At 66.5% G+C, this 26877-nt stretch carries 25 protein-coding genes, 2 tRNA genes and 1 pseudogene; 24 read left to right on the top strand and 4 right to left on the bottom strand.

Features of this window, described 5'->3' with window-relative positions; genetic code table 11:
- The first annotated feature begins 4 nt into the window (after nt 1-4).
- The 15 genes and pseudogenes from rpmA to GX414_00715 all read left to right on the top strand — a co-directional run bounded on the left by rpmA (nt 5) and on the right by GX414_00715 (nt 13682).
- Entirely contained in the window at nt 5-265 is a 261-nt protein-coding gene (rpmA, locus tag GX414_00785) for a 50S ribosomal protein L27 (GenBank protein NLI45620.1), read from the top strand.
- A gap of 86 nt (nt 266-351) precedes the next feature.
- A complete protein-coding gene (gene obgE / locus GX414_00780; GenBank protein NLI45619.1) occupies nt 352-1353 on the top strand; it encodes a GTPase ObgE in 1002 nt (333 codons plus the stop codon).
- The gene (nadD, locus tag GX414_00775; GenBank protein ID NLI45618.1) at nt 1350-2015 is read left to right on the top strand and encodes a nicotinate (nicotinamide) nucleotide adenylyltransferase; all 666 of its coding nucleotides are present in this window, start codon (nt 1350-1352) and stop codon (nt 2013-2015) included. Before obgE ends, nadD begins: the two co-directional genes overlap by 4 nt.
- Nucleotides 2012-2356, top strand: coding sequence for a ribosome silencing factor (gene rsfS / locus GX414_00770; protein NLI45617.1), 345 nt, complete (start codon nt 2012-2014; stop codon nt 2354-2356). Before nadD ends, rsfS begins: the two co-directional genes overlap by 4 nt.
- 12 nt (nt 2357-2368) lie before the next feature.
- Nucleotides 2369-3322 (top strand): sigma-54-dependent Fis family transcriptional regulator, encoded by a 954-nt coding sequence (locus tag GX414_00765; protein NLI45616.1) that lies wholly within the window; start codon nt 2369-2371, stop codon nt 3320-3322.
- Nucleotides 3323-3600: 278 nt separating this feature from the next.
- Nucleotides 3601-3783, top strand: coding sequence for a hypothetical protein (locus GX414_00760; GenBank protein ID NLI45615.1), 183 nt, complete (start codon nt 3601-3603; stop codon nt 3781-3783).
- Between the two features lie 12 nt (nt 3784-3795).
- Nucleotides 3796-5655: a CoB--CoM heterodisulfide reductase iron-sulfur subunit A family protein gene (locus tag GX414_00755; protein ID NLI45614.1), complete on the top strand. Its 1860-nt coding sequence runs from the start codon at nt 3796-3798 to the stop codon at nt 5653-5655.
- Complete coding sequence (locus GX414_00750) at nt 5648-6160, top strand: hydrogenase iron-sulfur subunit (GenBank protein ID NLI45613.1); 513 nt, start codon at nt 5648-5650, stop codon at nt 6158-6160. Before GX414_00755 ends, GX414_00750 begins: the two co-directional genes overlap by 8 nt.
- Nucleotide 6161: 1 nt before the next feature.
- On the top strand, nt 6162-7151 hold the full coding sequence (locus GX414_00745; protein ID NLI45612.1) for an oxidoreductase: 990 nt from the start codon (nt 6162-6164) through the stop codon (nt 7149-7151).
- Between the two features lie 10 nt (nt 7152-7161).
- Nucleotides 7162-8700, top strand: a complete 1539-nt coding sequence (locus tag GX414_00740; protein ID NLI45611.1) for a Ni/Fe hydrogenase subunit alpha — start codon at nt 7162-7164, stop codon at nt 8698-8700.
- A gap of 11 nt (nt 8701-8711) precedes the next feature.
- Nucleotides 8712-10034, top strand: coding sequence for a CoB--CoM heterodisulfide reductase iron-sulfur subunit A family protein (locus GX414_00735; protein ID NLI45610.1), 1323 nt, complete (start codon nt 8712-8714; stop codon nt 10032-10034).
- Nucleotides 10035-10266: 232 nt separating this feature from the next.
- Nucleotides 10267-10446, top strand: a pseudogene (locus GX414_00730) (MarR family transcriptional regulator).
- Nucleotides 10447-10448: 2 nt separating this feature from the next.
- Nucleotides 10449-11624: a 4Fe-4S ferredoxin gene (locus GX414_00725; GenBank protein ID NLI45609.1), complete on the top strand. Its 1176-nt coding sequence runs from the start codon at nt 10449-10451 to the stop codon at nt 11622-11624.
- 9 nt (nt 11625-11633) lie between these two features.
- On the top strand, nt 11634-12266 hold the full coding sequence (locus GX414_00720; GenBank protein ID NLI45608.1) for a hydrogenase maturation protease: 633 nt from the start codon (nt 11634-11636) through the stop codon (nt 12264-12266).
- A gap of 75 nt (nt 12267-12341) precedes the next feature.
- Nucleotides 12342-13682: a hypothetical protein gene (locus GX414_00715; GenBank protein ID NLI45607.1), complete on the top strand. Its 1341-nt coding sequence runs from the start codon at nt 12342-12344 to the stop codon at nt 13680-13682.
- Between the two features lie 83 nt (nt 13683-13765).
- Here GX414_00715 and GX414_00710 read toward each other — a convergent pair whose 3' ends face one another.
- Both GX414_00710 and GX414_00705 read right to left on the bottom strand, forming a co-directional pair.
- Nucleotides 13766-14242, bottom strand: a complete 477-nt coding sequence (locus tag GX414_00710; protein NLI45606.1) for an SHOCT domain-containing protein — start codon at nt 14240-14242, stop codon at nt 13766-13768.
- Between the two features lie 71 nt (nt 14243-14313).
- Nucleotides 14314-16293 carry a (Fe-S)-binding protein gene (locus GX414_00705; protein ID NLI45605.1) on the bottom strand — a complete coding sequence of 660 codons (1980 nt, stop codon included), beginning with the start codon at nt 16291-16293 and terminating at the stop codon, nt 14314-14316.
- A 213-nt stretch (nt 16294-16506) separates the two neighbouring features.
- Between GX414_00705 and GX414_00700 the strand changes: the two genes are divergently transcribed.
- The 8 genes from GX414_00700 (at nt 16507) to rho (ending at nt 24548) form a co-directional block, all read left to right on the top strand.
- Nucleotides 16507-16582 (top strand) — tRNA-Lys (locus GX414_00700).
- A 119-nt stretch (nt 16583-16701) separates the two neighbouring features.
- Nucleotides 16702-16788: transfer RNA gene (locus GX414_00695), tRNA-Leu, on the top strand.
- A 59-nt stretch (nt 16789-16847) separates the two neighbouring features.
- Nucleotides 16848-18272, top strand: a complete 1425-nt coding sequence (tig, locus tag GX414_00690; GenBank protein ID NLI45604.1) for a trigger factor — start codon at nt 16848-16850, stop codon at nt 18270-18272.
- Nucleotides 18273-18347: 75 nt separating this feature from the next.
- Complete coding sequence (gene clpP / locus GX414_00685) at nt 18348-18938, top strand: ATP-dependent Clp endopeptidase proteolytic subunit ClpP (protein NLI45603.1); 591 nt, start codon at nt 18348-18350, stop codon at nt 18936-18938.
- A 14-nt stretch (nt 18939-18952) separates the two neighbouring features.
- Complete coding sequence (clpX, locus tag GX414_00680; GenBank protein NLI45602.1) at nt 18953-20209, top strand: ATP-dependent Clp protease ATP-binding subunit ClpX; 1257 nt, start codon at nt 18953-18955, stop codon at nt 20207-20209.
- Nucleotides 20210-20237: 28 nt separating this feature from the next.
- Nucleotides 20238-22619 (top strand): endopeptidase La, encoded by a 2382-nt coding sequence (lon, locus tag GX414_00675; protein ID NLI45601.1) that lies wholly within the window; start codon nt 20238-20240, stop codon nt 22617-22619.
- A gap of 14 nt (nt 22620-22633) precedes the next feature.
- Complete coding sequence (locus GX414_00670; protein NLI45600.1) at nt 22634-23230, top strand: YihA family ribosome biogenesis GTP-binding protein; 597 nt, start codon at nt 22634-22636, stop codon at nt 23228-23230.
- 40 nt (nt 23231-23270) lie between these two features.
- On the top strand, nt 23271-24548 hold the full coding sequence (gene rho / locus GX414_00665) for a transcription termination factor Rho (protein ID NLI45599.1): 1278 nt from the start codon (nt 23271-23273) through the stop codon (nt 24546-24548).
- A 152-nt stretch (nt 24549-24700) separates the two neighbouring features.
- On the opposite strand, the gene GX414_00660 is transcribed toward rho, so the two are convergent.
- Together GX414_00660 and GX414_00655 are read right to left on the bottom strand one after the other, a co-directional pair.
- Complete coding sequence (locus GX414_00660; protein ID NLI45598.1) at nt 24701-25480, bottom strand: hypothetical protein; 780 nt, start codon at nt 25478-25480, stop codon at nt 24701-24703.
- Nucleotides 25477-26436, bottom strand: coding sequence for a hypothetical protein (locus GX414_00655; GenBank protein ID NLI45597.1), 960 nt, complete (start codon nt 26434-26436; stop codon nt 25477-25479). Before GX414_00655 ends, GX414_00660 begins: the two co-directional genes overlap by 4 nt.
- A gap of 135 nt (nt 26437-26571) precedes the next feature.
- On the opposite strand from GX414_00655, the gene GX414_00650 reads away from it, so the two are divergent.
- Nucleotides 26572-26877: hypothetical protein (locus tag GX414_00650; protein NLI45596.1), on the top strand; the 306-nt coding region annotated here is incomplete at its 3' end.

Below are 26877 nucleotides of genomic sequence, written 5' to 3'. Positions count from 1 at the left end.
CGCCATGGCACATAAAAAAGGTGTGGGCAGCTCCAGAAACGGGCGCGACAGCCATTCGCAGCGACTGGGGATCAAGCGCTTCGCCGGCCAGCTGGTTTCCGGCGGCAGCATCCTGGTCCGGCAGCGGGGCACTCCGCTCAAGCCGGGCCTCAACGTCGGCCGCGGCAAGGACGACACCCTGTACGCCAAGGTGACCGGGATCGTGGCGTTCCGCGATCGCGGCAGCCGCGGCAAGTTTGTGAGCATCATTCCCCAGGCCGAGTAAACCCGTTTCCTTTCCCCTGACACCGGGCTAGAATGAAATACAGGCGCTGCGCCTGTATTTCTTTTTTTCAGGTGATTGACCGGACCATGTTCATCGATTACGCCACCATCCAGATCAGGGCCGGCGCCGGCGGCAACGGCTGCGTTGCGTTCCGGCGGGAGAAGTTCGTCCCGCACGGCGGCCCCAGCGGCGGCGACGGCGGCCGGGGCGGCAGCGTGGTGCTCGTCAGCTCCAGCCAGCTCAACACGCTGCTGGATTTCCGCTACCAGCGCGAGTTCCGCGCCGGCCGCGGCGGGCACGGCGAGGGGAGCAACCGGCACGGCCGCGACGGCGACGACTGCATCGTGACCGTGCCCGTGGGAACGGTGGCGCGTGACCCGGAGACCGAAGCGGTGCTGTTCGACTTCACCGCGCCCGACCAGCGCTTCGTGGCCGCCCGGGGCGGCCGGGGCGGCCGGGGCAACGCCCGCTTCGCTACCGCCACCAACCAGGCGCCCCGCAACGCCGAGCCGGGCCGCGCCGGCGAGGAGCGAGAGCTGGTGCTGGAGCTCAAGCTCCTCTCCGATGTCGGCCTGGTGGGCTACCCCAACGCCGGCAAATCCACCCTCATCTCGCGCATCTCGGCCGCCCGGCCCAAGATCGCCGACTACCCGTTCACCACCCTGGCGCCCCACCTGGGCGTCGTCCGCTGCGACGACTGGCGCTCCTTCGTCGTGGCCGACATCCCCGGCCTGATCGAAGGTGCCCACGCCGGCGCCGGCCTGGGCGACCGGTTCCTCCGTCACGTGGAGCGGACCCGGGTGCTGGTCCATCTGGTGGACGTCTCCGGGCTGGAACCGCGCGACCCGGTGGAGCGCCTCAAGGCCATCAACCGCGAGCTGGCGCTGTTCAACCCGGCGCTGGCCGACAAACCGCAGCTGGTTGTAGCCACGAAGCTCGATGCCGTGTCCGATAACGCTCAGCTCAAGCGGCTGCGGCTGCACTGCCGCCGGCGCAAGCAGCCGTTCCTGGCCGTTTCCGCCGTCAGCGGCGACGGCCTGCCGGAGCTGGTCCGGACGCTGGGCGAGATGCTGGCGGTGGCGCCGTGAGCCTGTCCGCCGGCATCCTGGGCGGGACGTTCGACCCCGTCCATATCGCCCACCTGCGGATGGCCGAACGGGCCCAGGCGGCGCTGGGCCTGGACCGGATCTACTTCATCGTCAACCACACCCCGCCCCACAAGCCGGGGACGGCGGTCACCTCGGCGTGGCACCGCTACGCCATGGTGGCCCTGGCCACGGCCCACCGGTCCGACTGGGTGCCGTGCCCGCTGGAGCTGGAGGTGCCCGGTCCGTCGTACACGATCGATACGCTGGCCCAGTTCGGCGTGACCTACGGCGTGCCCGCGGCCGCGGCGGTGTTCATCGCCGGCGGCGACTCGCTCCGCGATTTCCGGCACTGGCGGGAGTGGGAGCGGCTACTCGCGGCGTACCGGTTCCTCTTCGTGGCCCGGCCCGGCGTGACCCTCGGGACGGAGGCCGAAGCGCTGCTGGCCGCCGGCCGGGTGGCGGACGGCCGGGGCTGGACGCCGGCGCGCATCCGCGCGGCGCTGACCGGGGACACCCGCGCCGTCCTGGCCGAGTTGGGCATGCCCGATGTGTCTTCAACCGGGCTCCGGGTTATGCTACAATCCCACGCAGACTGCGCGGACCTCATCCCGGAGCCGGTCCGCCGCTACATCCAAAAAGCAGGCTTGTATGGAGGAGAATGAAAGAGACACTTGCCACCATCCACGAAATCCTGGACAGCAAGAAAGCCATTGATGTCCGGATCATCGACATCTCCAGAATCTCCAATTTCACGAATTATTTCATCATCTGCTCGGGGGCCAACGAGAAGCACATCCAGACGCTGGCCGACGAACTGCAGAAAAAACTGGGGGAGCGGGGCATCGAGACCGCCCATGTCGAAGGCTATCAGAACGCCGAGTGGGTGCTCCTCGACTACTTTGATTTCATCGTCCACATCTTTTCCATCGAAACCCGAGAGTACTACGAACTCGAGCGGCTCTGGGCGGACGGCAAGGTCGTGGACGTCCGCGCGCTGCCCTGACGAGGAGGCGCCATGCCGCCGCCCGAATCCGCGGGCGTGATTCCGCCGGAGCTGGCCGCCGAGGTGCACATCGGGGCGGGGCCACTCCGGACGGTGTTTGACACCCTGCGCCGGATCGCCGCCGCCGACACCACCTGCCTCATCTGGGGGGAGAGCGGCACCGGCAAGAACCTGTTCGCCTACCTGGCCCACCGTCTGAGCTCCCGCCGCGACGGCCCGTACATCGAAATCGGCTGCGCGTCGCTGCCCGATCCGCTCATCGAAACCGAGCTGTTCGGCTACGTCCGCGGTGCCTTCACCGGCGCCGCCGACGATCACGACGGCTGGCTGCTGCAGGCCAACGGCGGCACTCTGGTGTTCGATGAGCTGGATTCGCTCTCGCTTGCGGCACAGGCCAAGCTCCTGCGCGTGGTGGAGCAGGGGCGCTTCACGCCCATGGGCGGACGTGCCGAGATCGTCCTCGACACCCGCTTCATCGGACTGACCCAGGGCGAGCCGGGCGAGCTGGTCCGCCGGGGCGTCCTGCGGCAGGAGCTCTACTACCGTCTGGCCCTGTTCGCGCTGGGACTGCCGCCGCTGCGCGACGATCCCGCCGGTTTCCCCGACTGGCTGGCTTTCTGCATCCGGACCGAGGCGCGCCGGGCGCGCGCGGCCGAGCCGGAGCTGGCGCCCGACTTCGTGCACCAGCTCGCCCGCCATCCATTCCCCGGCAACGTCCGGGAGCTGCAGAATCTGGTGCGGCGCTGGGTGCTGCTCTACCCGGGTGCGGCGGTGCCGCGGTCCGAGCTGCCGGCCCAGCCCGGGGCGGACGCGGCGGCGAACCGTCTCCGGTCGCTGGCCGAGGTGGAACGGGATCACATTGTGCGGGTGCTGCGGGCCACCGGCGGCCGCAAGGGGGAGGCGGCGAGAATCCTGGGCATCCATCGCAAGACGCTGCTGGAAAAACGCCGACTTTACGGCCTCTGAACCGCGGCCTGCGGACAGACGCCTCCCCCCGTGATCGAGGGGGCGCGGCTTTTCGACTGAATGAGTCCACAGATCAAGTCGTGTTGCATTTGTAGCCGACCTGCGGCCGCGGGGTACATTTTTCCACGTTTCGCTTGCATTTGTTTTGTCCGCTTTTTATACTTGGTGAAATTTATTGTTCTAAATACGATCACAGTTTGTTCTCCCGGGAGGAGAAGAGTTTTTATATCCCGGGAATGGAAACAACGCGCGCCGGTCGAACCGGGCAGGAGGGACGTATGACGGCTGACCGACCCCCGCACCGCCCCCAGTCTCCCCCCGCTGAAGCCATTCGCATCGGTGTCTTCATCTGCCACTGCGGCGGCAACATCTCCGACGTGGTGGATGTCCGACGGGTGGCCGAGGAGGTGGGCCGGCTTCCCGATGTCGTCCTGTCCACAACGCACATGTTCATGTGCTAGGATCCCGGCCAGATGCTCATCGAGGAAAAGATCCGCGAGCTGGGCCTGAACCGCGTCATCGTTGCGGCCTGCTCCCCCACGCTCCACCAACTGACCTTCCGCCGGGCGCTGAGCCGGGCCGGGCTGAACCAGTACCTCTTCGAGCATGTGAATATCCGCGAGCAGGTGTCGTGGGTGGTGGAGGACAAGGCGGCGGCCACCCTCAAGGCCACCCGCCTCGTCCGGGCGGCGGTGGGCCGGATCCGCCACCTGCAGCCGCTCGCCAAGCGCCGGATCATGATCCACCCGTCCGCCCTGGTCATCGGCGGCGGCGTGGCCGGCCTCGTCGCGACCCGCGACCTGGCCAAGCGCGGCATGCGGGTGACGCTGGTGGAGAACACCCCCTTCCTCGGCGGGCGGATGGCTCAGCTCTACACGCTCTTCCCTTCCAACGAGGACGCCAAGGAGCTGTTGGGCAAGCTGATCGCCGAAGTGGTGCATCACCCCCTCGTCACCGTCCACACCGGCGCCCAGGTGATGTCCAGCTCCGGCATCGTGGGTGATTTCCGGACCCGGCTCCGGATCTCGCCGCGGGGAGTGGACAAGCGCCTGACCCAGGTGGGCATCGCCATGGCCGCGTGCCCCGAGGAGACCATCTCCGAGTACAACTTCGGGCTGACCCGCCGCAAGGCCATCTACATGCCCTATCCCGGCTGCTGGCCGCAGATGCCGGCCATCGACTGGCGGTCTTGCACCAAGTGCGGCAAGTGCCTGTCCGTGGTGGGCGGGAAGGGGATCGACCTGTCGCAGGAGCCGCAGGAGATCGAGATCCACTCCGGCGTGATCGTGCTGGCCACTGGTTACGATCCGTACGAGCCGATGTTCGGCGAATACGGTTCCGGTATTTTCCCCGAGGTGATCACCCTGCAGCAGCTCATCCGCATCCTGGATCCCGAGGGGCCCACCGCCGGCCAGCTCGTGCTGAACGGCCGGCCGGTCAAATCCATGGCCTTCATCCACTGCGCCGGCGCGCGTCAGTACGAGGGGATCAACATGCCCCAGCCCTCCGGCAAGGTGAACGATTACTGCGCCCGGACCTGCTGCACGGCCACCCTGCACCAGGCGAACGAGATCATCGACCGGTTCCCCGACGTCGTCATCTACGACATCTACCAGGACATCCGCACTTACGGGCGCGGACACGAGAATTACTATGAGCGTGCGTCGGAGCGGGGCGTGCGCTTTATCCGGTACGATCCGCGGCGGCTGCCCAAGGTGCGCCACGATCCGCGCGGCGAACGGCCGGTGGTGGTCATGGTGCAGGACCTGCTGACCAACCGGCTGGATGTCGAGGTTCCCGTTGACGTGGTCGTTCTGGCCACGGGCGTGATCCCGCACGACATCTCCGAACTGGTCGACATGTACAAGTGCGCGGTGGGCTACGACAGCTTCCTCCTCGAGGTGCATCCGAAGCTGCGGCCGGTGGAGCTGGCGGTTTCGGGCGTCTTCCTGGCCGGTTCCTGCCAGGGGCCCATGGACATCACCGAATGCAGCGCCGCGGCCGCCGCCGCCGCGTCCAAAGCGGCGGCGCTCATCGCCCAGGGCCAGGTGGAGATGGACCCCTTCATCGCCCGCGTGAACGAAGACCGCTGCTCCGGCTGCCAGACCTGCCTGACCGTGTGCCCCTACGAGGCCATCACCCGCGATCCGCGAAAGGGTGTGGCCGTCATCAACGAGGCGCTCTGCACCGGCTGCGGCACCTGCGCCGCCACCTGCCCCAGCAACGCCATCCAGCAGTTCGGCTTCACCGACACGCAGGTCATGGCCGAGGTGGAAATGCTGCTGGCCGACATGATGCCGGCACCCCTTCCGACTGGAGGCTCCCATGAGTGAACCGGCGAACACCGCGTCCACCGACACCCGCCCGGCGGCCGGGCCGGACTGGCAGCCGCGCATCATCGGCTTCCTCTGCTACTGGTGTTCCTACACCGGGGCCGACATGGCCGGCACCGCCCGGATGAAGTACCCGCCCAACGTGGACATCATCCGGGTGATGTGCTCCGGCCGGATCGACCCGGAGCTGGTCACCACCGCCTTCGCCCGCGGCGCCGACGGCGTGCTGGTCTGCGGCTGCCACATCGGCGACTGCCACTACATCACCGGCAACCACAAGACCATGGCCCGCATGCCGCTCTTGAAACGGATCCTGCTGGACCTGGGGATCGAGCCCGAGCGGTTCCGGCACGAATGGGTCAGCGCGGCCGAGGGCGAGAAGTTCTCCAAGCTGGTCGCGGAGATCACCGAGCAGGTCCGCCGGCTCGGCCCCCTCGACTGGCCCGGCCTGATGCGGACCCGCGGCGTCGGCCACGGCATGGATCTCAAGGCGTGGGGAGAGTGACATGAGCACCAACCCGAACACCGCGACTCCGGCCGCGAAATTGAAGATCGCGAAGTACTGGGCCGCCAGCTGCGGCGTCTGCGACATCTCACTGCTGGAGATCGGGCCCAACCTGCTGGAGCTGATCAAGATCGCCGACGTGGTCTTCTGGCCCTGCGCCGCCGACTTCAAGTACGAGGATGTCCGCAACTATCCGGACGGGTACATCGATCTCTGCTTCTACAACGGCGGCATCCGCAACTCGGAGCAGGAGGAGGTGGCCCGGCTGCTGCGTCGGAAGAGCAAGTCCCTTGTCGCTTACGGCCAGTGCGCCGCGGACGGAGGGATTCCGGCCCTGGCCAACCTGAAGACGGTCAAGGGCATCTTCAACGCCAGCTACCACGACAACCCGTCCATCGACAATCCGGCGGGCGTGGAGCCCCAGCCGGTCACGCCGTCCGAATACGGCGACCTGGAGATCCCGCGGTTCTACCCCCAGGTGTTGCGTCTCAAGGACGTGGTTCCCGTCGACTACGAAATTCCGGGTTGTCCGCCGCAGTCCGACCGGGTCTGGGAGGCCATCCTGGCGCTGGCGGGCGGCCAGGTGCCGCTGCAGAACCGGAACGTCAAGGTGGCCTGCTTCGACAAGGCCGTCTGCGACGAGTGCAAGCTGGAAAAACGTCAGGTCCGGATCAAGGAGTTCAAACGGGTGCACACCTCCATCCCGGAGCCGAACTGGTGCCTGCTGGAGCAGGGCTACCTGTGCGTCGGCCCGGCCACCCGCAGCGGGTGCGGCGCGCTCTGCCCCCAGGCGGGCATGCCGTGCGAGGGATGCTACGGCCCCGCCGGCGACGTGGTGGACCAGGGCACGGCCATGGTCAGCGCCATCGCCTCGATGCTGGACGCCCGGACCGAGGAACAGGCCCAGGCGATGATCGACCAGATCGCCGATCCGGTGGGCACCTTCTACCGGTTCACCCTGGGGTCCAGCCACCTGAAGGCCCGCAAGTAAGGAGGGCGCGATGACCACGCCACACGCTCACACAAAGGAAGGCTACCGGCGGATCAGCATCGATCCCATCACCCGCCTCGAGGGACACGGGAAGATCGACATTTTTCTCGATGCCGAGGGCGCCGTCGCCGACTGCTTCTTCCAGGTGCCCGAACTGCGCGGATTCGAGAAATTCTGCGAGGGCCGGCCGGTGGAGGACCTGCCCCGCATCACTCCCCGAATCTGCGGCGTCTGCCCCGAAGCCCATCACATGGCCAGCGCCAAGGCGTGCGACGCTGTGTACGGGGTGGAGTTGACGCCCACCGCCAAAATGCTCCGGGAGCTTCAGTACAACATCTTCTACGTCACAGACCACACCACCCATTTCTATGCCCTGGGCGCCCCCGACTTCGTCATGGGGCCCGACTCCGATCCCGCCACGCGCAACATCATCGGGGTGATCGGCAAGGTGGGGGTGGAGATCGGCGGCCAGGTGATCCAGTGCCGCGCCTGGGGTCACGAGGCGGCCGCCATCTTCGGCGGCAAGCGGGTCAATCCGGTCAACGCGATCCCCGGCGGGATGAGCAAGCCCATCAGCAAGGCGGAACGCGACCGGCTCGAGGAGATCGCCCGCTGGATGGTGGAGTTCGGCAAGTTCACCCTCAAGCTGTTCCGGGATGTGGTCTTAGCCAACCCGAAATACCTGGACCTCATCGTCAACGGCCCCTACATCCACCGGACGTACTCCATGGGGCTGGTGGACGAAAACAACAAGGTCAACTTCTACGACGGGAAGGTTCGGGTGGTGGATCCCGACGGGGCGGAGTTCTGCCGGTACGCCCCCCACGAGTACATGGACCATATCGCCGAACGGGTGGAGCCGTGGAGCTACCTGAAGTTTCCCTATATCAAGGGAGTGGGGTGGAAGGGGCTGGTGGACGGCAAGGAGTCGGGCGTCTACCGGGCGACGCCCCAAGCGCGCCTCAACGCCGCCGACGGCATGAGCACGCCCGTGGCGCAGGAGGCCTACGAGGAGTACTTCGAGACCCTCACCGGCGACCGGAGCGGCCGGACGCCGGTCCACCACACCCTGGCCATCCACTGGGCGCGGGTGGTGGAGTTGATCAACGCCGCCGAGCGGTCGCTGGAGCTGGTCCAGAATCCGGAGATCACCCACCTGGAGAACTACCGGACGCCCTGCCTGGGCACACCCCGCGAGGGGGTGGGCATCGTGGAGGCGCCCCGCGGCACCCTGACCCACCACTACGTCACCGATGACAAGGGCATCGTCAAGAAAGCCAATCTCATCGTGGGCACCACCAACAACAATGCCGCCATCTGCATGTCGGTCAAGAAGGCGGCCCAGAACCTGATCCAGCACGGCGGTGAGGTGAAGGAAGGCATCCTGAACATGATCGAGATGGCGTTTCGGGCCTACGATCCGTGCTACGGCTGCGCCACCCACAGTCTCCCCGGGCAGATGCCCCTGATCGTGCGGATCCGGCGCCCGGACGGTGAAGTGGTCCGGGAGATCCGGCGCGATCGCCCGACCGCCCGAGAGCCTCGGTAAAGGATGTGGCCATGACGGAACTGAAAAAAAACTACGACGGGTTGGTGATCGGCGGCGGCATCGCCGGCATGCAGGCCGCCCTGGACCTGGCCGAGCAGGGCTACGACGTCCTGCTGGTGGAGCAGGAGCCCTCCATCGGCGGGATCATGGTGGGGTTGAACAAGGTCTTCCCCACACTGGACTGCTCCAGCTGCATCTGTACGCCGCGCATGGCGGAGTCTGCCCACAACCCCCACATCCGCATCCAGACCTACACCGAGGTCAAGTCGGTGGAGCCGCTGAACGTGGGGTTCCGGGTCAAGCTGCAGAAAAAGCCCCGCTACGTGATCGAGTCAAAGTGCATCGGCTGCAGCCAGTGCGAACTGGTCTGCCCGGTGGACGTGCCCCACGAGTTCGATTACGGCCTGGGTGCGCGCCGGGCCATTTACATCGCCCATGGCAATGCCATCCCTCAGGTGGCGGTGCTGGATCCGACCTACTGCACCTTCTGCGGCCGGTGCGAGAAGGCCTGCCCGGCCAGCTGCATCGATTACACCCAGCAGCCGGAGGACGTGGAAGTGGAGGTGGCCGCCGTCATTATCACCACCGGCCTGCACATCACCCCCATGGAGCGCAAGGCGGAGTACGGCGGCGGCAAGTTCATCAACGTGATGAACCCGATGGCCATGGAACGGATCCAGTCGTCGAACGGCCCTTACGGGCGGCCGCTGCGGCCGTCCGACGGCAAGGTGCCCCGCCGCATCGCCTATGTCCAGTGCGCGGGAAGTCGCGACCGCTCCATCGGCGTGCCATACTGCTCGCGGGTGTGCTGCATGTATGCCCTGAAGCAGGCCCTGCTGCTGCGGCACTACATCCACGACGTCGACGTGACGATCTACCACATGGACATTCGGGCCTTCGGCAAGGGCTACGAGCAGTTCTACCGCCGGGTCATGCAGGAGGGCGTCCGTGTGGTGAAAGGCAAGGTGGCCCGAATCAACGAGCTGGAGAACAAGGACCTGCTCCTCCGCGTGGAGCTGCTGGACGAGGAGGGACGGGTGGCCGAGGAGCGCTACGACCTGGTGGTGCTGTCCCAGGGGCTGATCCCGGCCTGGCAGGGCGAAGGAGTGTTGGGCGCCGAGCTCGACGAGGACGGCTTCTTCCGCTCCATCTCGCCGAAGATCAGCCCGGTGCTGAGCAGTTGGCGCGGGGTGTTTGTCGCCGGCGTGGCCGCCGGTCCCAAGGACATCCCGGACGCCATCGTCGAGGCCGGCGCCGCGGCCATGGAGGCCGCCATCTATCTGGAGGCGACGCGCTACCACGAGCGCTTCATCGAACCGGCCAAGGTTCACTGAAAACCCGGCCCGCTCCGCCGCGAGGCGGATCGGGCGGATCATGACGGCAGGGAGAGCCACCATGTCGGAAAGCGAACAACCCATCGCCGGTCCGATCGCTGACGAATCGGCCGCTCCGGCCGACGGCGCGGGCCGCAGCGCCAGGGCCAAGCGGCCCATCGACATCCTGCGCGAACGCCAGGGCGAGCGCACGCCGGAGCAGAAAGAGTACTTCAAGCGGCAGACCCAGGTCCGCAAGGCGCTCCTCGAGGCGTTGCGGGATGCGCCGCGGACCATTCCCGAGCTGGCCGCCCGGTGCGACCTGCCATCGGAGGAGGTGGTCTGGAACGTCATGGCCATGCGCCGATACGGCAAGCTGGTCGAGGACGAACTGCGTGGCGACTATTATTGCTACCGGTTGAAGGAGGTATGAGGATGGGCAGCCGAGTGGATCCCCGCCTGGCCGCCGAGGTGGCCGGGTATGGCGCCGACACGATCAACAAGTGCTTCAACTGCGGCAACTACACCGCCGTCTGCTCGCTGTCGAAGGACGACACGGTCTTTCCCCGCCGGATGATCCGCTACCTCCAGCTCGGTTTGCGCGACAAGCTGGTGGAGGCGCCCGAGCCGTGGCTGTGCTACTACTGCGGCACGTGCTCCGACACCTGTCCACGGGAGGCCTTCCCGGGCGAGCTGATGATGGCCACCCGCCGCTGGCTGACGGCGCAGTACGATTTCACCGGTTTGTCCCGCAAGCTGTACCTCAGCAAGGCCTGGGAAATCGGTCTGCTGGCGGCCGGGGCGCTGCTGGTGCTGGCGCTGTTCGTGGTGCCCGGCTGGCTGGGTATCCCGTTCGGTTTCCGCGACCTGCCGGTGGCGGCGCGCGAGCATGTCCGCGTCGCCATTTTCGCCAACACCGAATGGGTCCACATCGGCGACTGGGTGCTGGCCGTCGTCCTCGGGCTGCTGCTGTGGACCAACGCGTTCCGGATGATCTACTTCGTCGTCCGGGGCGAGAAAGGCGTCCGGATCCCCTTCACGCTCTGGTTCACCAAGTTCTACCAGATGGTGGTGCACGGGCTGACCCAGCGGCGCTGGCTGGAGTGCGACAACGACACCCGCCTGAAATGGCTGCAGCATTTCCTGCTGGTGACGGGCTACGGCACGATGCTGCTGCTCGTGGTGCTGCTCCTGCCCATCTTTCAGGTGGACAGGGCCGAGTTTCACTGGACGAGCATCCCGGGCTACTACGCGACGCTCATGCTGCTGGCGGTCACCCTGCTGGCCATCCGCGGCCGGCTGGAGAAGAAGGAGCCCATCCATCGGTTTTCCCATCCCACCGACTGGATGTTCCTCATTCTGCTTCTATTGACCGCGCTGTCCGGCATCGTGGTGAACATTTTCCGGCTGATGGACCTGGCTTGGCCGACCTACATCGCGTACGTCGTGCACCTAATGATCGCGGTGCCCATGCTCATCGTGGAGGTCCCATTCGGCAAATGGGCCCACCTGATCTTCCGGCCCGTGTCCAAGTACATCGTGGCCGTGCTCGAGGCCGCGCGGGAGCGCCAGACCGTCCGCGCCGGCGTGCCCAAGCCGGCGACCGTCTGAGGCCTGCCGGTGAGACCCGAAGCCGTCCAGGCCGGCCCGGCTGCCGCCCGACGCGTGCTGGTGCTGGGGCTGGGCAATCCCATCCTGGGCGATGACGCCGCCGGACTGGCGGTCGCGGCGGACCTGGAGGCCCGGCTGGCTTGCCGACCGCAGCCGGGGGTGGAGGTGCGGACCAGCGCCCGGGGCGGTTTCGAGCTCATCGATCTCATGGCCGGTTTTCCGCGGGCGGTCCTGGTGGACAGCCTCACCGTACCGGATCCAGTTCCCGGGCGGATCCGCCGGCTGGCCCTCGACGACGTGGCCGGCAGCGCGCGGCTGGTGTGCGGCCACGAGATCCATGTCGCCACCGCCTTCGACCTGGCATCCCGGCTGGCCATCCCCATGCCGCGGACCGTGACCATCTACGGCATCGAGATCGCCGATGCGACCACCTTTGGCGAGGGGCTGACCCCGCCGGTGGCGGCGGCAGCGCGGGAGCTGGTCGAACGGATCTGGATCGAGCTGCAAACCCGGCCTGGCGAACCGGCGGCGGACTTTCCCCCGGCAAGGTCCGGCGCCCGCAGTCCGGCCGCGGCCCCCAGGGAAACGAACGTTCAGGAATGTCTTCTCATGGGCGGGCCATCGGAAGATAATATAACGTGAACGCCCCGGACTGAATCGCGCCAGCTTGTCCGGTCCCGCCGGAGCCGGGACCGGGCGTGAAGAACGGGAGCCGAAATGGAAATCCGCATCATCCCGCTGGACAAAGCCGTCGAGGAACGCGCCCACTGGCTGGTCCGGCTGCGCTGGATCGCGGGCGGGGCGGTGATCCTGTTCGGCCTGGTCGCGGCGCTGGTCCTGCCCGAGATGCGCACCGTTCCCGTGATCGGCGTCGGCCTGGCCATCCTGGCCTACAACGTTCTAGTCCGCATCGGCTTGTCCCAGTTGGGCTCCAAGCGCAGCCTCCACCTGCAGATCCTGTTGGACTGGCTGGCGCTGGCGGTTCTCTGCCACATCACCGGGGGGCTCGACAGCCCCTTCCTCCCGTTCTTCATCTTCCACGTGATCCTGGCCGGCATGCTGGTGAGCCGCCGGGCGTGCCTGCGTCACGGGCTCATCGCCATTGTCATCATTTCGGGGATGGCCATGCTGGAATACGCCGGGTTTTATCCGCCCATCCAGCTGCCCGGATTCCTGCCTTCGCCGCGCTACGACAACCTGTACTCCCTCCTGCTGTTCCTCGGCTCGTTCTCGATCCTGATTCTGCTGACCGTCTATCTGTCCACCACGGTGATCCAGCACCTGCGCCAGGGCGAGGAGAAGCTGATGCAGTTGCAGGACCACCTCAGCGACGCCTATGACGGGCTGCGCCGGGCGGACGAGTCCAAGACCCGCTTCGTCCGGATCGTCTCCCACGAGATCCGCAGCCCGCTGGCCGCCACCCAGAGCATGCTGCGGGTGATCCTGGATGGTCTGGCCGGCGAGGCGTCCGCCAAGGTGATGGAGCTCACCCGCCGCTCCAGCAGCCGGTTGAACGAGCTGCTGGGTCTGATCAACGAGCTGTTGGACCTGATCCGGGGCGGGCAGCCGGTGGCCGAGGAGGAGAAACTGGACATCCCCCTGGAGGCGGTGATCCGGAAGGTCACCGGAGACCTGGGGACTCACGCCGCCCATAAAGAGGTGCGCCTGGAGATTCAGTTAGACAGCCACGATGCCATTTTCCGCGGTGACAGCCAGGACCTGGAACGGATCGTGGTGAATCTGGTGAGCAACGCCATCACCTATACGCCCGAGTTCGGCGTGGTAAAGGTGACCGGCCGGCTGGAGCCGGATCATTTTTACCGGTTGGAGGTGGCCGACACGGGGATCGGCATCCCGCCCGACGAGCAGCAGCGCATCTTTGAGGAGTTCTACCGGGCCTCCAACGCCAAGCACGAGAAGAAGGAGGGGACGGGACTGGGCCTGGCCATCGTCAAGGTCACGGTGGAGAAATACGGCGGCCGGATCGAGGTGGCCAGCGAACTGGGCAAGGGCACCTGCTTCACCGTCCGGCTGCCGGTGATCAGTCTGGCTGTGTGAGGAGTCCGTTCCCGGCCGGCACCAAACTGCCGCCGGGGCGAACGGCCGTTCGCCGCTGGCATCCCCGTCGTGGCCGGCGAGCGTCAGTTGTGGTCGAGCTTTTGCCCCCAGCGGTCCACGGCCGGCGGGGAACCGGCCAACAGTGCTGCCCGCTTCTGCTTGTATTCCGGTTCCGTGATCAGGCCGCGCCGGCGGTAGCGATCCAGTTGTTCCAGCCGGAATTCGAGACTGTCCTCGGCGGGCGGCGGATAGAGTTCCGGCGGACAGACGGTGGCAACGGCCTTGTTCAGCGCCGCTTCGTCGAACGCGGGCCGCCCGTCCCGGCCGATGCTCAGCCGGGAGTAGCACTGCCCGAGTTGGACGGCTTCACGCTTCAGGTCGGCGTTCCTGGGATCCTTGCGGAGCTGGGCCAGGCAGTCCTCAAATGCCCGCTTGGCGCCGGCCAGCTCGTGGCGGCGGTGGCGGCGGGCGAATACGACCACCAGGATGATAGCGGTGACGGCCGCTCCCGCCAGCACGAGGCAGCCGCCGATATTGATCCAGAAATTGCCTTCAGGCATCGACGCCTCCGCGGCGACATCGGGCGCCCGCGGAATGGGTGGATGCGTCCATGGTATCCGAACTCCGCCGGTTATTCAACAGCCTCGAGCAGGATTTCGGCGATGTCGCGGACCGCGACGCCCTCCAGCTCCTTCTCCTTCACCGCGTCGGAGAGCATGGTGTTGCAGAACGGGCAGGCCAGGGCCACGGTGGCGCAGCCGGAGTCGCGCACCTGCTCGATCCGGCGGTGGTTGATGCGGGAGCCGAGGCTTTCCTCCATGAAGATGCGCCCGCAGCCGCCGCCGCAGCAAAATCCCTGGCGGTGGTGCAGTGCCAGTTCCGACACTTTCACCCCCTCGATCCCAGCCATCACGTTGCGGGGCGCGTCGTAGATGCCGTTGTAGCGTCCCAGGTAGCAGGAGTCGTGGAAGGCCACATCCAGGTCCAGCCGGCGGCCGGGCTTGAGCCGGCCCTCCTGCACCAGGCGTTCCAGCAGTTGGGAGTGATGCCAGACCTCGAACTCGCCGCCGAACTGCGGGTACTCATGTTTGAGGGTGTTGAAGCCGTGGGGGCAGGTGGTGACGATTTTTCGGACACCGGCCTCCTTGAAGATCTCGATGTTGGCTTGGGCCAGGGTCTGGAACAGGTACTCGTTGCCGGTGCGCCGGGCGGCGTCGCCGCAGCACCCCTCCGCCTCGCCCAGGATGGCGAACGAGACGCCCGCCTTCTGGAGCAGCCGGGCGAACGCCTGGGCCACCTTCCGGTTCCGCTCGTCAAAGCTGCCGGAGCAGCCCACGTAGAACAGCCATTCGAAGGAATCGGCCTCGCCCACCGTGGGGATGCCGAGCCCCTCGGCCCACTCGGCCCGCTTGTGGGCGCCGATCCCCCACGGATTGGAGTTGGTCTCCAGCCCGCGGAACGCCTTGGTCAACTCCTCGGGGAAGCGGCTCTCGGTCAGGGTCTTGTAGCGCCGGAAGTCCACGATCCACTGGACCTCCTCGATGAACAGCGGACAGGCGTCCTCGCAGAAGCCGCAGGTGGTACACGCCCAGATCTCGTCCTCGCCCACGGCGCCGGCGGCGAACAGGTCGGGCACCTCGCCGGCCGGCGCGCCGGTCAGCGCCTTCTCGTGCTTGTAGATGAACGCCTTGAGGTGGTCATTCATTCGCTTGGGAGACAACGGCTTGTCGGTGGTGTGGGTGGGGCAGTGCTCATGGCAGCGGCCGCACTCGGTGCAGGAGTAGACGTCCAGGAGCACCTTCCAGTCCAGCTCTTGGGCCTTGGCCACGCCGAAGCTCTCGGCGTTCTCGTCCTCCAGGTTCAGCGTCCGGAGCCGTCCGGCCGGTTCCAGCTTTCGGAAGAAGACGTTGGGCAGCGAGGTGATGACGTGGAAATGCTTCGATCCGGGGAGGAGGTTGAGGAAACACAGGATCGTGGCGGCCTGGATCCAGAAGGAGCCGGCGTAGAGCGCCTGCAGGCCCGTCCGGCTCCAGCCGGCGACGAGCGGGCCCAGGGCGGCGCCCAGGAAGCCGTAGGTGGGGACACCGGCTGCGTGAAGGGCGGCCTCGGCGCCCATGTCGGTGAGCATCAGGAGCAGGATCAGGCCCAGCACCAGGTAGGCCTCGCCCGACGACTCCACCCGCGCCGGCCGGAGCACGGCGCGGCGGAAGACGGCCCAGAGCACGGCCAGGGCCACTAGCACGATGAACAGGTCCTTGGGCCAGGCGTAGGCCGCGCCGAGGCGCCGCTCGAAGTCCAGACCGGGGATCCACGTGCCCAGAAACAGCGAGGTGGTGTGGATGGCCAGCACGCAGAATCCCCAGAAGATGAACGCGTGCATCAGCCCCGTGGCCGGATCCCGCAGGATGCGGGCCTGGGCGACGACGTGGACCAGGGTCGCCCGGATCCGCTCCCCCCAGCGGTTGAAGCGGTCCTCCGACGCGGCGCGGCGCAGCAGCAGCCACTTGCCGCGGAGGCGCCGGACGAAGATGCCCACTCCGGCCAGACTCATGGCCAGGAACAGGAAATAGAAGACTCCGCCGGCCGGATCGATGAGCGTCTTGGGGTCCATGCCGTTCTCCTTGAAGGGCTTGTGTCAGGCGGGCTACCATTATCGGGAAGATGCCCCCGGCTGTCAAGCCGCGAGAGCGAGCGCGGGGGAAGGCGGACGATTTTCCCATTGACAAACCGAGAAGTTTGAGTATAGTTAGGGTCTTGCTTCGGGAACACCCGCTTCCTTCCCCGGGCAACCGTCAGAATCATCAGGTTGTTATTTACATTCGGTGGGCCGTTAGCTCAATTGGTAGAGCAAGTGACTCTTAATCACTAGGTTGGAGGTTCGATTCCTCCACGGCTCACCATATTTCCTTATTCAACTCAATTCAGCGATCGGGATTTGCCACCCATCTTCCGGACATCAAGTTGGATACCTACACCCGAATGTCGTATCATGCATCTATAGAGTCAGTCGCCTGTGTCTGCGAAAGTGGCGGAATTGGCAGACGCGCTAGACTTAGGATCTAGTACCCGCAAGGGTGTGGGGGTTCAACTCCCCCCTTTCGCACCAAATTTTTGGTCCGTTCCCGCCATGACGGATTCCACACCCTATCGAAAGGAAGGTCGCACGTGAAGGTAACGTTGGGTGAAAGCAGCGGATGCCGCAAGGTTCTGAATCTGGAAATCGCGCCCGATGAGACGGAAGCGGTCCGGCAGAAGGTGATCGATGACATGAAGAAGATCGCCGTGCTGCCCGGTTTCCGGCCGGGTCGGGCCCCGGTGGGCCTGCTGGAGCGGCGGTTCAAGACCGCCATCGTCCAGGAAGTGGTGGAGCAGGTGATGAAGGACTCCCTGCCCAAGGCCCTCGAGGAGACCGGCCTCAAGCCGGTGAGCACGCCGGAGGTGGTGGAGTCCGATTACGATTTCGGCGGCGCGCTCAAAGCCGTGGTGGCCTTCGAGGTGCTGCCCGATTTCGAGCTGCGGGATTACCGGGGTCTGGAGGTCGCCCACCGCGACGCCGCCTTCGACCCGCAGCTCGTGGAGCACGAGATCCAGCGGCGGCGCCAGGCCCGCGCGTCGCTCCAGGAGGTCACGGGCCGGCCCGCGCGGCGGGGCGACTTCCTCGCCGCCGTGTTCGAGGCCGCCGTGGCCGGGCAGGCCGAGCCGGTCAGGGACGAACGGATGTACCTGCTCGTGGAGGAGAACCTGAAGCACTCGCTGGTGGCCCTGAAGGCCGAGGGGCAGGCTGTCGGCGAGACGCGGACATTCGACCTCGAATTCCCCGCCGACTACCACGACCACCGCCTGGCCGGCAAGACCGCGACCGTCCGGCTGACGGTCCAGGAGATCAAGGAGCGTGTGCTGCCGGCGCTGGACGACGCATTCGCCCAGTCCATGGGCGACTTCAAGACCTTCGACGAATTCCGCGCCCGCGTCGAGGCGGAACTCCGTGAGTCGGTGGCCGACCACAACCGCCGCGAGCTGGAGCGCCGGGTGACCGAGGCCCTGCTGGCCGGTTACGACTTCCCCGTGCCGGACACCCTGACCGAGGCCGCCTTCTCCGATTTCGCGCTGCCGGCGGTCAACGACCTGATGCAGCGCGGCATGAGCGCCACGGACGTGGGCAAACTCGACTGGCAGGCGATCCGGGCGGAACAGGCGCCCAACCTGCAGCGGGCGGTCCGCGAGACCATGGTGCTGAACAAGATCGCCGAGAAGGAAGGTGTCACAATCACCGACGCGGACGTGGAGGCCGAGATGGCCCGCGTGGCCGCCGCCCGCGGCCAGGCGCCCGAGGCGCTGAAGGCGGAAATGATCCGCGACGAAGAGGCGCTGAACCGGCTCAAGAACGGCCTGAAGCTGCGCCGGGCGTTGGCGGTGGTTGTCGCCGCCGCCCGGATCACCGAACCGCCGGCCGAGGCGGAGCACGTGCACGGCCCCGGCTGCGGCCACGACCACGCGCATGACCACGACCACGCCCCCCAAGCCGAGGCCAAGCCTAAGGCCAGGTCCCGGGGCAAGGCAAAAGGCCAGACTCAGGAAGCCGCGGAATAAACTCCGCGGCCGGTTCCGACATCTAATATCTGATGGCCGGCCGCCGGCGCCGGTCCCGACCGCAGGAGGTTGACCGTGGCACTGGTTCCCATCGTCGTCGAACAGACCAACCGGGGCGAACGGGCGTACGACATCTATTCGCGGCTGCTCAAGGACAATATCATCTTCCTGGGCACCCCCGTGACGGATGAGATCGCCAATCTGGTGATCGCCCAGATGCTGTTCCTCCAGGCCGAGGACCCCGAAAAGGACATCTCCCTCTACATCAACTCACCGGGCGGGTCCATCACGGCGGGGCTGGCCATCTACGACACGATCCAGTTCATCAAGCCCGACGTGGTGACCATCTGCATCGGCCAGGCGGCAAGCATGGCCGCCCTGCTGTTGGCCGCCGGTGCCCCGGGCAAGCGGTACGCCCTGCCCAACTGCCGCATCCTCATCCACCAGCCGTTCATGTCCGGCCTGTCCGGACAGGCTACCGACATCGACATCCACGCCAAGGAGATCCTCCGCCTCAAGGAAATCACCTGCGACATCCTGTGCCGGCACACGAAGCAACCCATGGACAAGATCCTCCGCGACGTGGAGCGCGACTACATCATCGGTGCGGACGAAGCAGTGGCTTACGGCCTGATCGACAAGGTCATCACCAAACAGGGACTCTGAACCGGAGCGCGACGATGATCAAGGACCAAACCCGCGGCAGCAACCTGAACTGCTCCTTCTGCGGCAAGTCGCAGAAGGAGGTCCGCAAGCTGATCGCCGGCCCGTCGGTCTTCATCTGTGACGACTGCGTACGCATCTGCGAGGAGATCATTGCCGAGGACTCCTACGCCGACCTCGACATCCTCAAGGAGGAGATTCCCCGGCCGAAGGAGATCAAGAAGTTTCTCGACGAATACGTCATCGGCCAGGAGCTGGCCAAGAAGAAGCTGGCCGTGGCCGTGTACAACCACTACCGGCGCATCGAACACTACCGCAAGGGCAAGCGTGACGCCGCCGACGTCGAGCTCCAAAAGAGCAATATCCTGCTCATCGGGCCCACCGGTTCGGGCAAGACGCTGCTGGCGCAGACGCTGGCCAAGAAGCTGAGCGTCCCCTTCGCCATCGCCGACGCCACCACCCTGACCGAGGCCGGCTACGTGGGCGAGGACGTGGAGAATATCCTGCTCCGGCTGCTGCAGAACGCCGACGGCAACCTGGAACGGGCCCAGTGCGGGATCATCTACATCGACGAGATCGACAAGGTCGCCCGGAAGGACGAAAATCCCTCCATCACCCGGGACGTCAGCGGCGAAGGGGTCCAGCAGGCGCTGCTCAAGATCCTGGAGGGGACCGTGGCCAACGTTCCGCCGCAGGGGGGGCGCAAGCACCCCCACCAGGAGTTCATCCAGATGGACACCACGAACATCCTGTTCATCTGCGGCGGCGCCTTCGTCGGGCTGGAGAAGCTCATCGAGCGGCGCGTCGGCAAGAAGAGCATCGGTTTCGTGCGTTCCGAGGAGGCGGATGCCTCCGTCCAGGAGTACCAGGGCTACCTGATGGCCCAGACCCAGCCCCAGGACCTGATCAAGTACGGGATGATCCCGGAGTTCGTCGGGCGCGTGCCGGTGCTGGGCGTCCTGGAGGAGCTGGCACGCGATGCGCTGATCCAGATCCTGACCGAGCCGAAGAACGCCCTGGTGCGCCAGTACAAGAAGGTGTTCGAATTCGAGGGCGCGGAGCTGGAGTTCGAGCCGGCGGCCCTCGAGACGGTGGCCGACATGGCCATCGAGCGGAAGCTCGGCGCCCGCGGCCTGCGGATGATCCTGGAGGACCTGATGCTCGACCTGATGTTCGAGCTGCCGTCCAGCCAGATCTCCGATGGGATCCGCATCACCGCCGAGGCGGTGCGCAACAAGGAGCTGATCCGCAAGCTGCTCCGCAAAGCCAGTTGAGGAGTCGTCCGCCGTGGCCACCAGCCGCATGATGAAGCTGCCCCTGATCCCCATCCGCGACGTGGTCGTGTTCCCCCAGACCATGTTCCCGTTCATCATCGGCCGGGAGTCGTCGGTCAAGGCGCTGGAGTACGCTCTGCGCAACGAGCGCTACCTTTTCCTGGCCACCCAGAAGGACCCGGCCACCGACGAGCCGCAGGCCGGCGACATCTTCACCGTGGGCACCATGGCCCTGATCATCCAGAACCTGAAGCTGCCCGACGGCAACATCAAGGTGCTGGTCGAGGGGCTGCAGCGGGGCCGGATCGTCTCCACCACCCACGATCCGGGTTTCTTCATGGTGGAGGCCGAACTCCTGGAGCCGGAGCAGGTGAGCCCCGGCCGGGCGGAGGCCATCCGCGAACAACTCCTCGAGGTGTTCAGCGAATACGTCAAGATCAACCCCAGTTTCAACGCCGACGCCATGAGCCGCGTGATCAAGGGGCCCGACCTCAACAAGGTCGCCGACACGATCAGCGGCAACATCCCCATCGGCATCAAGGAGAAACAGGAGCTGCTGGAGATCGACCACCCGGAGGAGCGCTTCGCGAAGATCATCGAGCTGATCCGCTTCGAGATCGAGAAGCTCAAGCTGGACAAGTCGATCCAGGGCCGGGTCCGGGAGCAGATGGAGAAGGCCCAGAAAGAGTACTATCTGCACGAGAAGATCCGGGCCATCCAGAAGGAGCTCGGCGAGGACCAGCAGACGTCCGAGATCGATGAGCTGAAGGAAAAGGTGGCCAAGGCCGGCATGACCCAGGACGCCGAAGCCAAGGTCCTGAAGGAAATCCGCCGTCTCGAGGCGATGCCGTCCATGTCGGCCGAATCCACGGTCTCCCGCAACTACGTGGACTGGCTCCTGAGCCTGCCGTGGAACAAGAAGTCGCGCGAGATCCGCGACATCGGCAAGGCGGAGAAGATCCTGGAAGCCGACCACTACGGGTTGGAGAAGATCAAGGAGCGCATCCTCGAATACCTGGCGGTGCGCCAGATGTCGCGCAAGAGCCAAGGCAGCATCCTCTGCTTCGTCGGCCCGCCCGGCGTGGGCAAGACATCGCTGGGGCGCTCCATCGCCCGCGCCACGGGTCGCCAGTTCGTGCGGTTGTCGCTGGGCGGCGTCCGTGACGAGGCGGAGATCCGCGGCCACCGGCGCACCTACATCGGCGCCTTCCCCGGCCAGATCATCCAGATGATGAAGAAGGCAGGCACGCAGAACCCCGTGTTCGTGCTGGACGAAGTGGACAAGATGAGCGTGGACTTCCGCGGCGACCCGTCGGCGGCGCTCCTCGAGGTGCTCGATCCCGAACAGAACTCCCACTTCCTGGACCACTTCATCGACACCGAGTACGACCTGAGCCGGGTCATGTTCATCTGCACGGCCAACGTGCTCCACGCCATTCCGCGCCCGCTGCAGGACCGGATGGAAATTCTGGAAATCTCCGGCTACACCGAGCGGGAGAAGCTGGAAATCGCCAAGCGCTTCCTCGTCGGGAAGCAGCGCGAGGCCAGCGGACTGTCCGCGCGGCAGATCGTCTTCACCGACGAGGCGCTGCTGGGGATCATCCGCCACTACACCCGCGAATCGGGCGTGCGCAACCTGGAGCGCGAGATCGGCCGCGTCTGCCGCAAGGTAGTCCGTGAGATCCTCTCCAAGGGCCGCTCCCACCGGGTGGCGGTGGACCCGCCGCTGCTGGAGAAGCTGCTCGGCCCCATCCGCTTCCGCCTGCAGAAGTCGCAGGAGAAGAGCGAGGTGGGCGTGGCCACCGGCATGGCCTGGACCGATATGGGCGGCGAGATCCTGCTCACCGAGGTCACCCGGATGCCGGGCACCGGCAAGCTGACCCTGACGGGGAAGATCGGCGAAGTGATGCAGGAGTCGGCTCACGCCGCGTTGAGCTACGTGCGCTCGCGGGCGGTGACCTTCCACATCAATCCCGAATTCTACAAGAACGAAGACATCCACGTGCACATCCCCGAAGGGGCGATTCCCAAGGACGGCCCCAGCGCGGGGATCACCATGGCCACCGCCATTGTCTCGTCTCTGACCGGGATCCCTGTCCGCCGGGACGTGGCCCTGACCGGCGAGATCACCCTGCGCGGCCAGGTGCTGCCCATCGGCGGCGTGAAGGAAAAGATTCTGGCCGCGCATCGGGCGGGCATCAAGCACGTGGCGCTGCCCGCCGACAACCGCAAGGACATTCAGGAAATCCCGGAGGAGGTCCGGGACGAGCTGGAGGTCCATTTCGTCGAGACCATGGACGAGGTCCTGGGCCTGGCCCTCGAGCGGCTGCCCGGCCCCCTGCAGACCCTTGACAAAAAAGCCCCTGCCGCGATCGACGGTGAGGTCAAGGAAGGGCACATCGCCAACTGACCGGGATTCAACGGGTGAAATTCACGGCGGTCGAGTTCGTGACCAGCGCGCGGTCGGCGTCCGGTTATCCGCGGGAGCGCCTCCCGGAGATCGCCGTCGTCGGCCGGTCCAACGTGGGCAAGTCGAGCCTGATCAACACGCTGCTGAAGCGGCGCGGCGTCGCCAAGGTCAGCGGCACCCCGGGCAAGACTCGCGGGATCAATTATTTCAGGATCAACGGTTCTTTTTATCTGGTGGATCTGCCCGGTTACGGTTACGCAAAGATAGCCGAAGCCGAGCGCCGCTCCTGGGACCGGATGATCCGGGAGTATTTCGCCGACGATTCGCGGCGCCGGCTGGTGATCCTGCTCGTGGACATCCGCCACGCGCTTTCGCCGCTGGACCGGACCCTGCGGGAGTGGCTGGAGGCGCAGTCGGCCGAGTACGTGGTTGTGGCCACAAAGGCCGACAAGCTGTCCGGCAACGCCCGGTCAGCCAGCCTGCGCGAGCTGCGGACGGCGTTCCCCGGCCGGGACATCCTGCCTTTCTCCGCGCTGACGGAGCTTGGCCGGCTGGAGTTGCTGGGGCGGCTGCAGCGTTTCATCAGAAATGAACAATCACAGGACATATAAGGAGGTTCCCATGTCCGACATCGATTACAACGAAAACGAGATGGAGACGGAAAGCGACGAGAAGGCATTCAATATCGCGGTGCTGAAGGAGATGTCCATCGGCGAGCTCACCCGCATCGCCAAGGACCTCGGCATCCTGGGCGTCTCCGGCATGCGCAAGCAGGAACTGATCTTCCAGATCCTGAAGGCGCAGACCGAGAAGAGCGGCTTGATCTTCTCCGAAGGCGTGCTGGAGATCCTCTCCGACGGCTTCGGCTTCCTCCGCTCGCCCGACTACAACTATCTGCCCGGCCCGGACGACATTTACGTGTCGCCGTCCCAGATCCGAAAATTCGACCTGCGCACCGGCGACACCATCTCGGGCCAGATCCGCCCCCCAAAGGAAGGGGAGCGCTACTTCGCCCTCATCAAGGTCGAGGCGATCAACTTCGAGCATCCCAGCGAGGTGCGGAACAAGATCTTCTTCGACAACCTGACGCCCGTTTACCCCGACAAGCGCATCAAACTGGAGACGGTGCCGGACAACCTGACCGGCCGGGTGCTGGACCTGCTGGCGCCCATCGGCAAGGGGCAGCGCGGCCTCATCGTCGCCGCTCCCCGCACCGGTAAAACCATGCTCATGCAGTCCATCGCCAACTCCATCACCGCCAACCATCCGGAGATCTACCTGATCGTGCTCCTCATCGATGAGCGCCCCGAGGAGGTCACCGACATGCGCCGCTCGGTCGACGGCGAGGTGGTCAGCTCCACGTTCGACGAGCCGGCCTCACGGCACGTCCAGGTCGCCGAGATGGTCATCGAGAAGGCCAAGCGCCTCGTCGAATACGGCAAGGACGTGGTGATCGTGCTCGACTCCATCACCCGCCTGGCCCGCGCCTACAACTCCATCGTACCGCCCAGCGGCAAGGTGCTTTCCGGCGGTATCGACTCCAACGCCCTGCAGCGCCCGAAGCGTTTCTTCGGCTCGGCGCGCAACATCGAGGAGGGCGGCTCGCTGACCATCATGGCCACCGCGCTCGTGGACACCGGCAGCCGCATGGACGACGTGATCTTCGAAGAGTTCAAGGGTACCGGCAACATGGAGATCAACCTTGACCGCAAGCTGGTCGAGCGCCGCATCTTCCCAGCCATGGATATCAACAAGTCCGGCACCCGCAAGGAGGAGCTGCTCCAGTCAAAGGAGGAGCTGAACAAGATCTGGGTGCTGCGCAAGGTGCTCAGCCCCCTGTCCACGGTGGAAGCCATGGAGCTGCTGGCGGACAAACTGCGCAAGACCGAGTCCAACAAGGACTTTCTGGATTCGATGACCCGCGGCTGATGCCGGGGGCTCGCGGCCTGACAGCCGCTGGTCCCGTTCGCGTGATGACGGTTGGTCTCATCGGCCCCGCATCCCGTTCGACCGTCTGCATCCCCACATGGAGAGATCCCGGCGAGCCCGAATCCGCGCCCGGTGGGCGCGATGGAGAGCGCTCACTCTTCCGGTAACGTCAGTCCCAGCCGCGCCGCGACTCCGCGGTCCGGCCGGCTGGTGCCCGTCGGCGGCACGCACAGCGTGCAGTACGGGTCGCCGGGCACGGCCTCGAGCCGGCGCAGCGGAAAGCGGGCTACGAGGAAGGGGCAGGCGGCGTACTGGGCGGCCTGGTACAGGACGACTTCGTGCTCGGGCCCGTAGGCGGGGAGGAGCTTCTCCAGCAGCATCCGCCGGCCCGTGCGGTTGGGGCGCCCGCCGTAGCCCCAGTCCCCGATGATGCCCACCTGCCACAGGATCAGCGGCACCGCCGGATCAAACACCGTGTGATGGGAGAGGAAGTCGGTGGCCTCGTGGCTCTGGCAGCCCCGGTGCCCCGGATCGACGCCCAAGTCGGCGAACAGGGAGTCGGACGCCGAAACCGCCGGCAGCATCCGCGCCGAGTACCCTTCGGCGCGCGCCAGCCGCAGCGACGCGTGGGTGGCGTAGACGAAAACGCCGGGATGCCCGTAGTACGCCGCGCACACACGCCGTCCCTGCCGGACCGCCTCGAGGATCCGGGCCACGGTCCGCTCGTAGGTCACCCGGCGGGGCTCGCCGGGTGCGTAGAGCCGGTCCAGCGACTCGGCGCGGGGATTCAGCCGCTCGATCCAGCGGGCGGTCACCGTGTCCGTGGCGTAGAGGACGAGATCGGCCGCCTCGATGCGGCGCCGGGCCTCGGCCGTCACCTGGGCGACGGCCCGGATCCCGGTGCCCACGACATCCAGCGAACCGCCACTCATTGGGGGTCACGCGGGGCGTCGGCGTCCGCCTGGAGCCGGGCGATAACGTCCGGATCGGCGACGGGGCGCTCCAACGGCGGCACGTACAGAGTGGTGAACGGCGACACCGCCTGGCCCGGCAACTCGGCCAGTGTCAGCCACCGGACGGACGGCGGCGACACATCGTCCGCCGCCGCCTCATAGGCGGCGATGCGGTGGTCCGGCGGGTAGTGGACGCGGAGTGTCTCGGCCAGCACGGCCAGTCCGTGGTCGGGATGATGCAAGGGGCGGCCGGAGATGCCCAGGCCGCCCACCTGCCAGAGCAGCAGCAGGCTGCGGACATCGAACCGCCGGCGGTGGACGAGGAAGTCGGTGGCCTCGTAGCTCTGGGCGCCGTGGGTGGCGGGGTCGATGCCCAGGTCGGCATAGAGGCAATCCTCGGCCGAGACGCCGGGTAGCATCGCCGCCTCGAGCCCCTCCTGCCGGGCCTGCCGGATGGCGGCGCCGGCGGAGTAGCAGAGCACTCCGGGGTGTCCGTGAAACACGGCGCACACCGAGTCGCCGGCCCGCGCCGGCGCCAGTAGGCGTTCCACGATGGCGGCGGTGACTGCGCCCGGCGACCGGTCCGACGCGTAGAGGTCGAGCAGCGACTCGATGCGGGGATTCAGCGGCTGGATGCCGGCGGCGAGTTCCGGCGGCAGCTGATGAAAGACCCGGTCGGCGCCGGTGATCGCGTCGCGGATCTCCGGGGTGAGGTGCGAGGGCCGGATGCCGGCGCCCACCACCGTCAGGTGCCCGGCCGGCGCCCGGCTGAGTAGGAGTCGGATCTGCCGCTGGTCCCGGCTGCGGACAGCGGCCTGCTCGGCGGCGCTCAAACCGGCCTGTGCCATGGCGCCGGCCGGATCTCGCTCGAACGCCGCCCGCACAGCGGCGTTCTCCGCCAGGTCAATGAGAAAATCAGCCAGCCGCTGGTTCATCCGTCCGCCCTCCGGTTCGGGTTGTGAGGCAGGGAGTCGCTCTTATGCTAGCCCCGATGGCGGCGCATTGCAACCGATCCGCGGCGTCGCGGTGTGGTACAATACACTCAATATTGACTGCACATGGAGGGGCAGATGAAGATCGGTGATGCCGGCATACCGCCTGTTTCTCCCGATGAGCCCGAAGGAACCCCGGACGCCCAGACGGTGCGCCGGCAGCCGCCGGCGCGTGACGAGGCCGCCCAGCCCGACCGGTTGGAGAAGTTCCCGGCCGCCTTCGATCTCGGCTGGCAGCAGGCGGCGGCCGCTCGCACCCCGACGGCCGGTGAAGAAGGCGTCAGCGCCGCGAAGCTGTCGCCGGACGGGCTGCAGGCGCTGAAGCTGGCGCCGGAGGACGGGCTGAGCGCGGCGAAGGCGGCGCCGGACTTGGGAGTGGGTGCG

Source organism: Acidobacteriota bacterium (assembly GCA_012517875.1).
Taxonomy (GTDB): domain Bacteria; phylum Acidobacteriota; class JAAYUB01; order JAAYUB01; family JAAYUB01; genus JAAYUB01.
This window is presented reverse-complemented; position numbering and strand designations above follow the sequence as displayed.

Bases quoted from the DNA above. Each gene is read 5' to 3' on its own strand.
- rho (NLI45599.1), top strand. From the start codon at position 23,271: ATGGAGACGGAAAGCGACGAGAAGGCATTCAATATCGCGGTGCTGAAG.
- GX414_00660 (NLI45598.1), bottom strand. From the start codon at position 25,480: ATGAGTGGCGGTTCGCTGGATGTCGTGGGCACCGGGATCCGGGCCGTC.
- GX414_00715 (NLI45607.1), top strand. From the start codon at position 12,342: ATGGAAATCCGCATCATCCCGCTGGACAAAGCCGTCGAGGAACGCGCC.
- GX414_00735 (NLI45610.1), top strand. From the start codon at position 8,712: ATGACGGAACTGAAAAAAAACTACGACGGGTTGGTGATCGGCGGCGGC.
- GX414_00705 (NLI45605.1), bottom strand. From the start codon at position 16,293: ATGGACCCCAAGACGCTCATCGATCCGGCCGGCGGAGTCTTCTATTTC.
- lon (NLI45601.1), top strand. From the start codon at position 20,238: ATGATGAAGCTGCCCCTGATCCCCATCCGCGACGTGGTCGTGTTCCCC.
- clpX (NLI45602.1), top strand. From the start codon at position 18,953: ATGATCAAGGACCAAACCCGCGGCAGCAACCTGAACTGCTCCTTCTGC.
- GX414_00765 (NLI45616.1), top strand. From the start codon at position 2,369: ATGCCGCCGCCCGAATCCGCGGGCGTGATTCCGCCGGAGCTGGCCGCC.
- GX414_00725 (NLI45609.1), top strand. From the start codon at position 10,449: ATGGGCAGCCGAGTGGATCCCCGCCTGGCCGCCGAGGTGGCCGGGTAT.
- GX414_00655 (NLI45597.1), bottom strand. From the start codon at position 26,436: ATGAACCAGCGGCTGGCTGATTTTCTCATTGACCTGGCGGAGAACGCC.
- rsfS (NLI45617.1), top strand. From the start codon at position 2,012: ATGAAAGAGACACTTGCCACCATCCACGAAATCCTGGACAGCAAGAAA.
- GX414_00745 (NLI45612.1), top strand. From the start codon at position 6,162: ATGAGCACCAACCCGAACACCGCGACTCCGGCCGCGAAATTGAAGATC.
- GX414_00740 (NLI45611.1), top strand. From the start codon at position 7,162: ATGACCACGCCACACGCTCACACAAAGGAAGGCTACCGGCGGATCAGC.
- obgE (NLI45619.1), top strand. From the start codon at position 352: ATGTTCATCGATTACGCCACCATCCAGATCAGGGCCGGCGCCGGCGGC.
- GX414_00710 (NLI45606.1), bottom strand. From the start codon at position 14,242: ATGCCTGAAGGCAATTTCTGGATCAATATCGGCGGCTGCCTCGTGCTG.
- GX414_00755 (NLI45614.1), top strand. From the start codon at position 3,796: ATGCTCATCGAGGAAAAGATCCGCGAGCTGGGCCTGAACCGCGTCATC.
- rpmA (NLI45620.1), top strand. From the start codon at position 5: ATGGCACATAAAAAAGGTGTGGGCAGCTCCAGAAACGGGCGCGACAGC.
- GX414_00750 (NLI45613.1), top strand. From the start codon at position 5,648: ATGAGTGAACCGGCGAACACCGCGTCCACCGACACCCGCCCGGCGGCC.
- GX414_00760 (NLI45615.1), top strand. From the start codon at position 3,601: ATGACGGCTGACCGACCCCCGCACCGCCCCCAGTCTCCCCCCGCTGAA.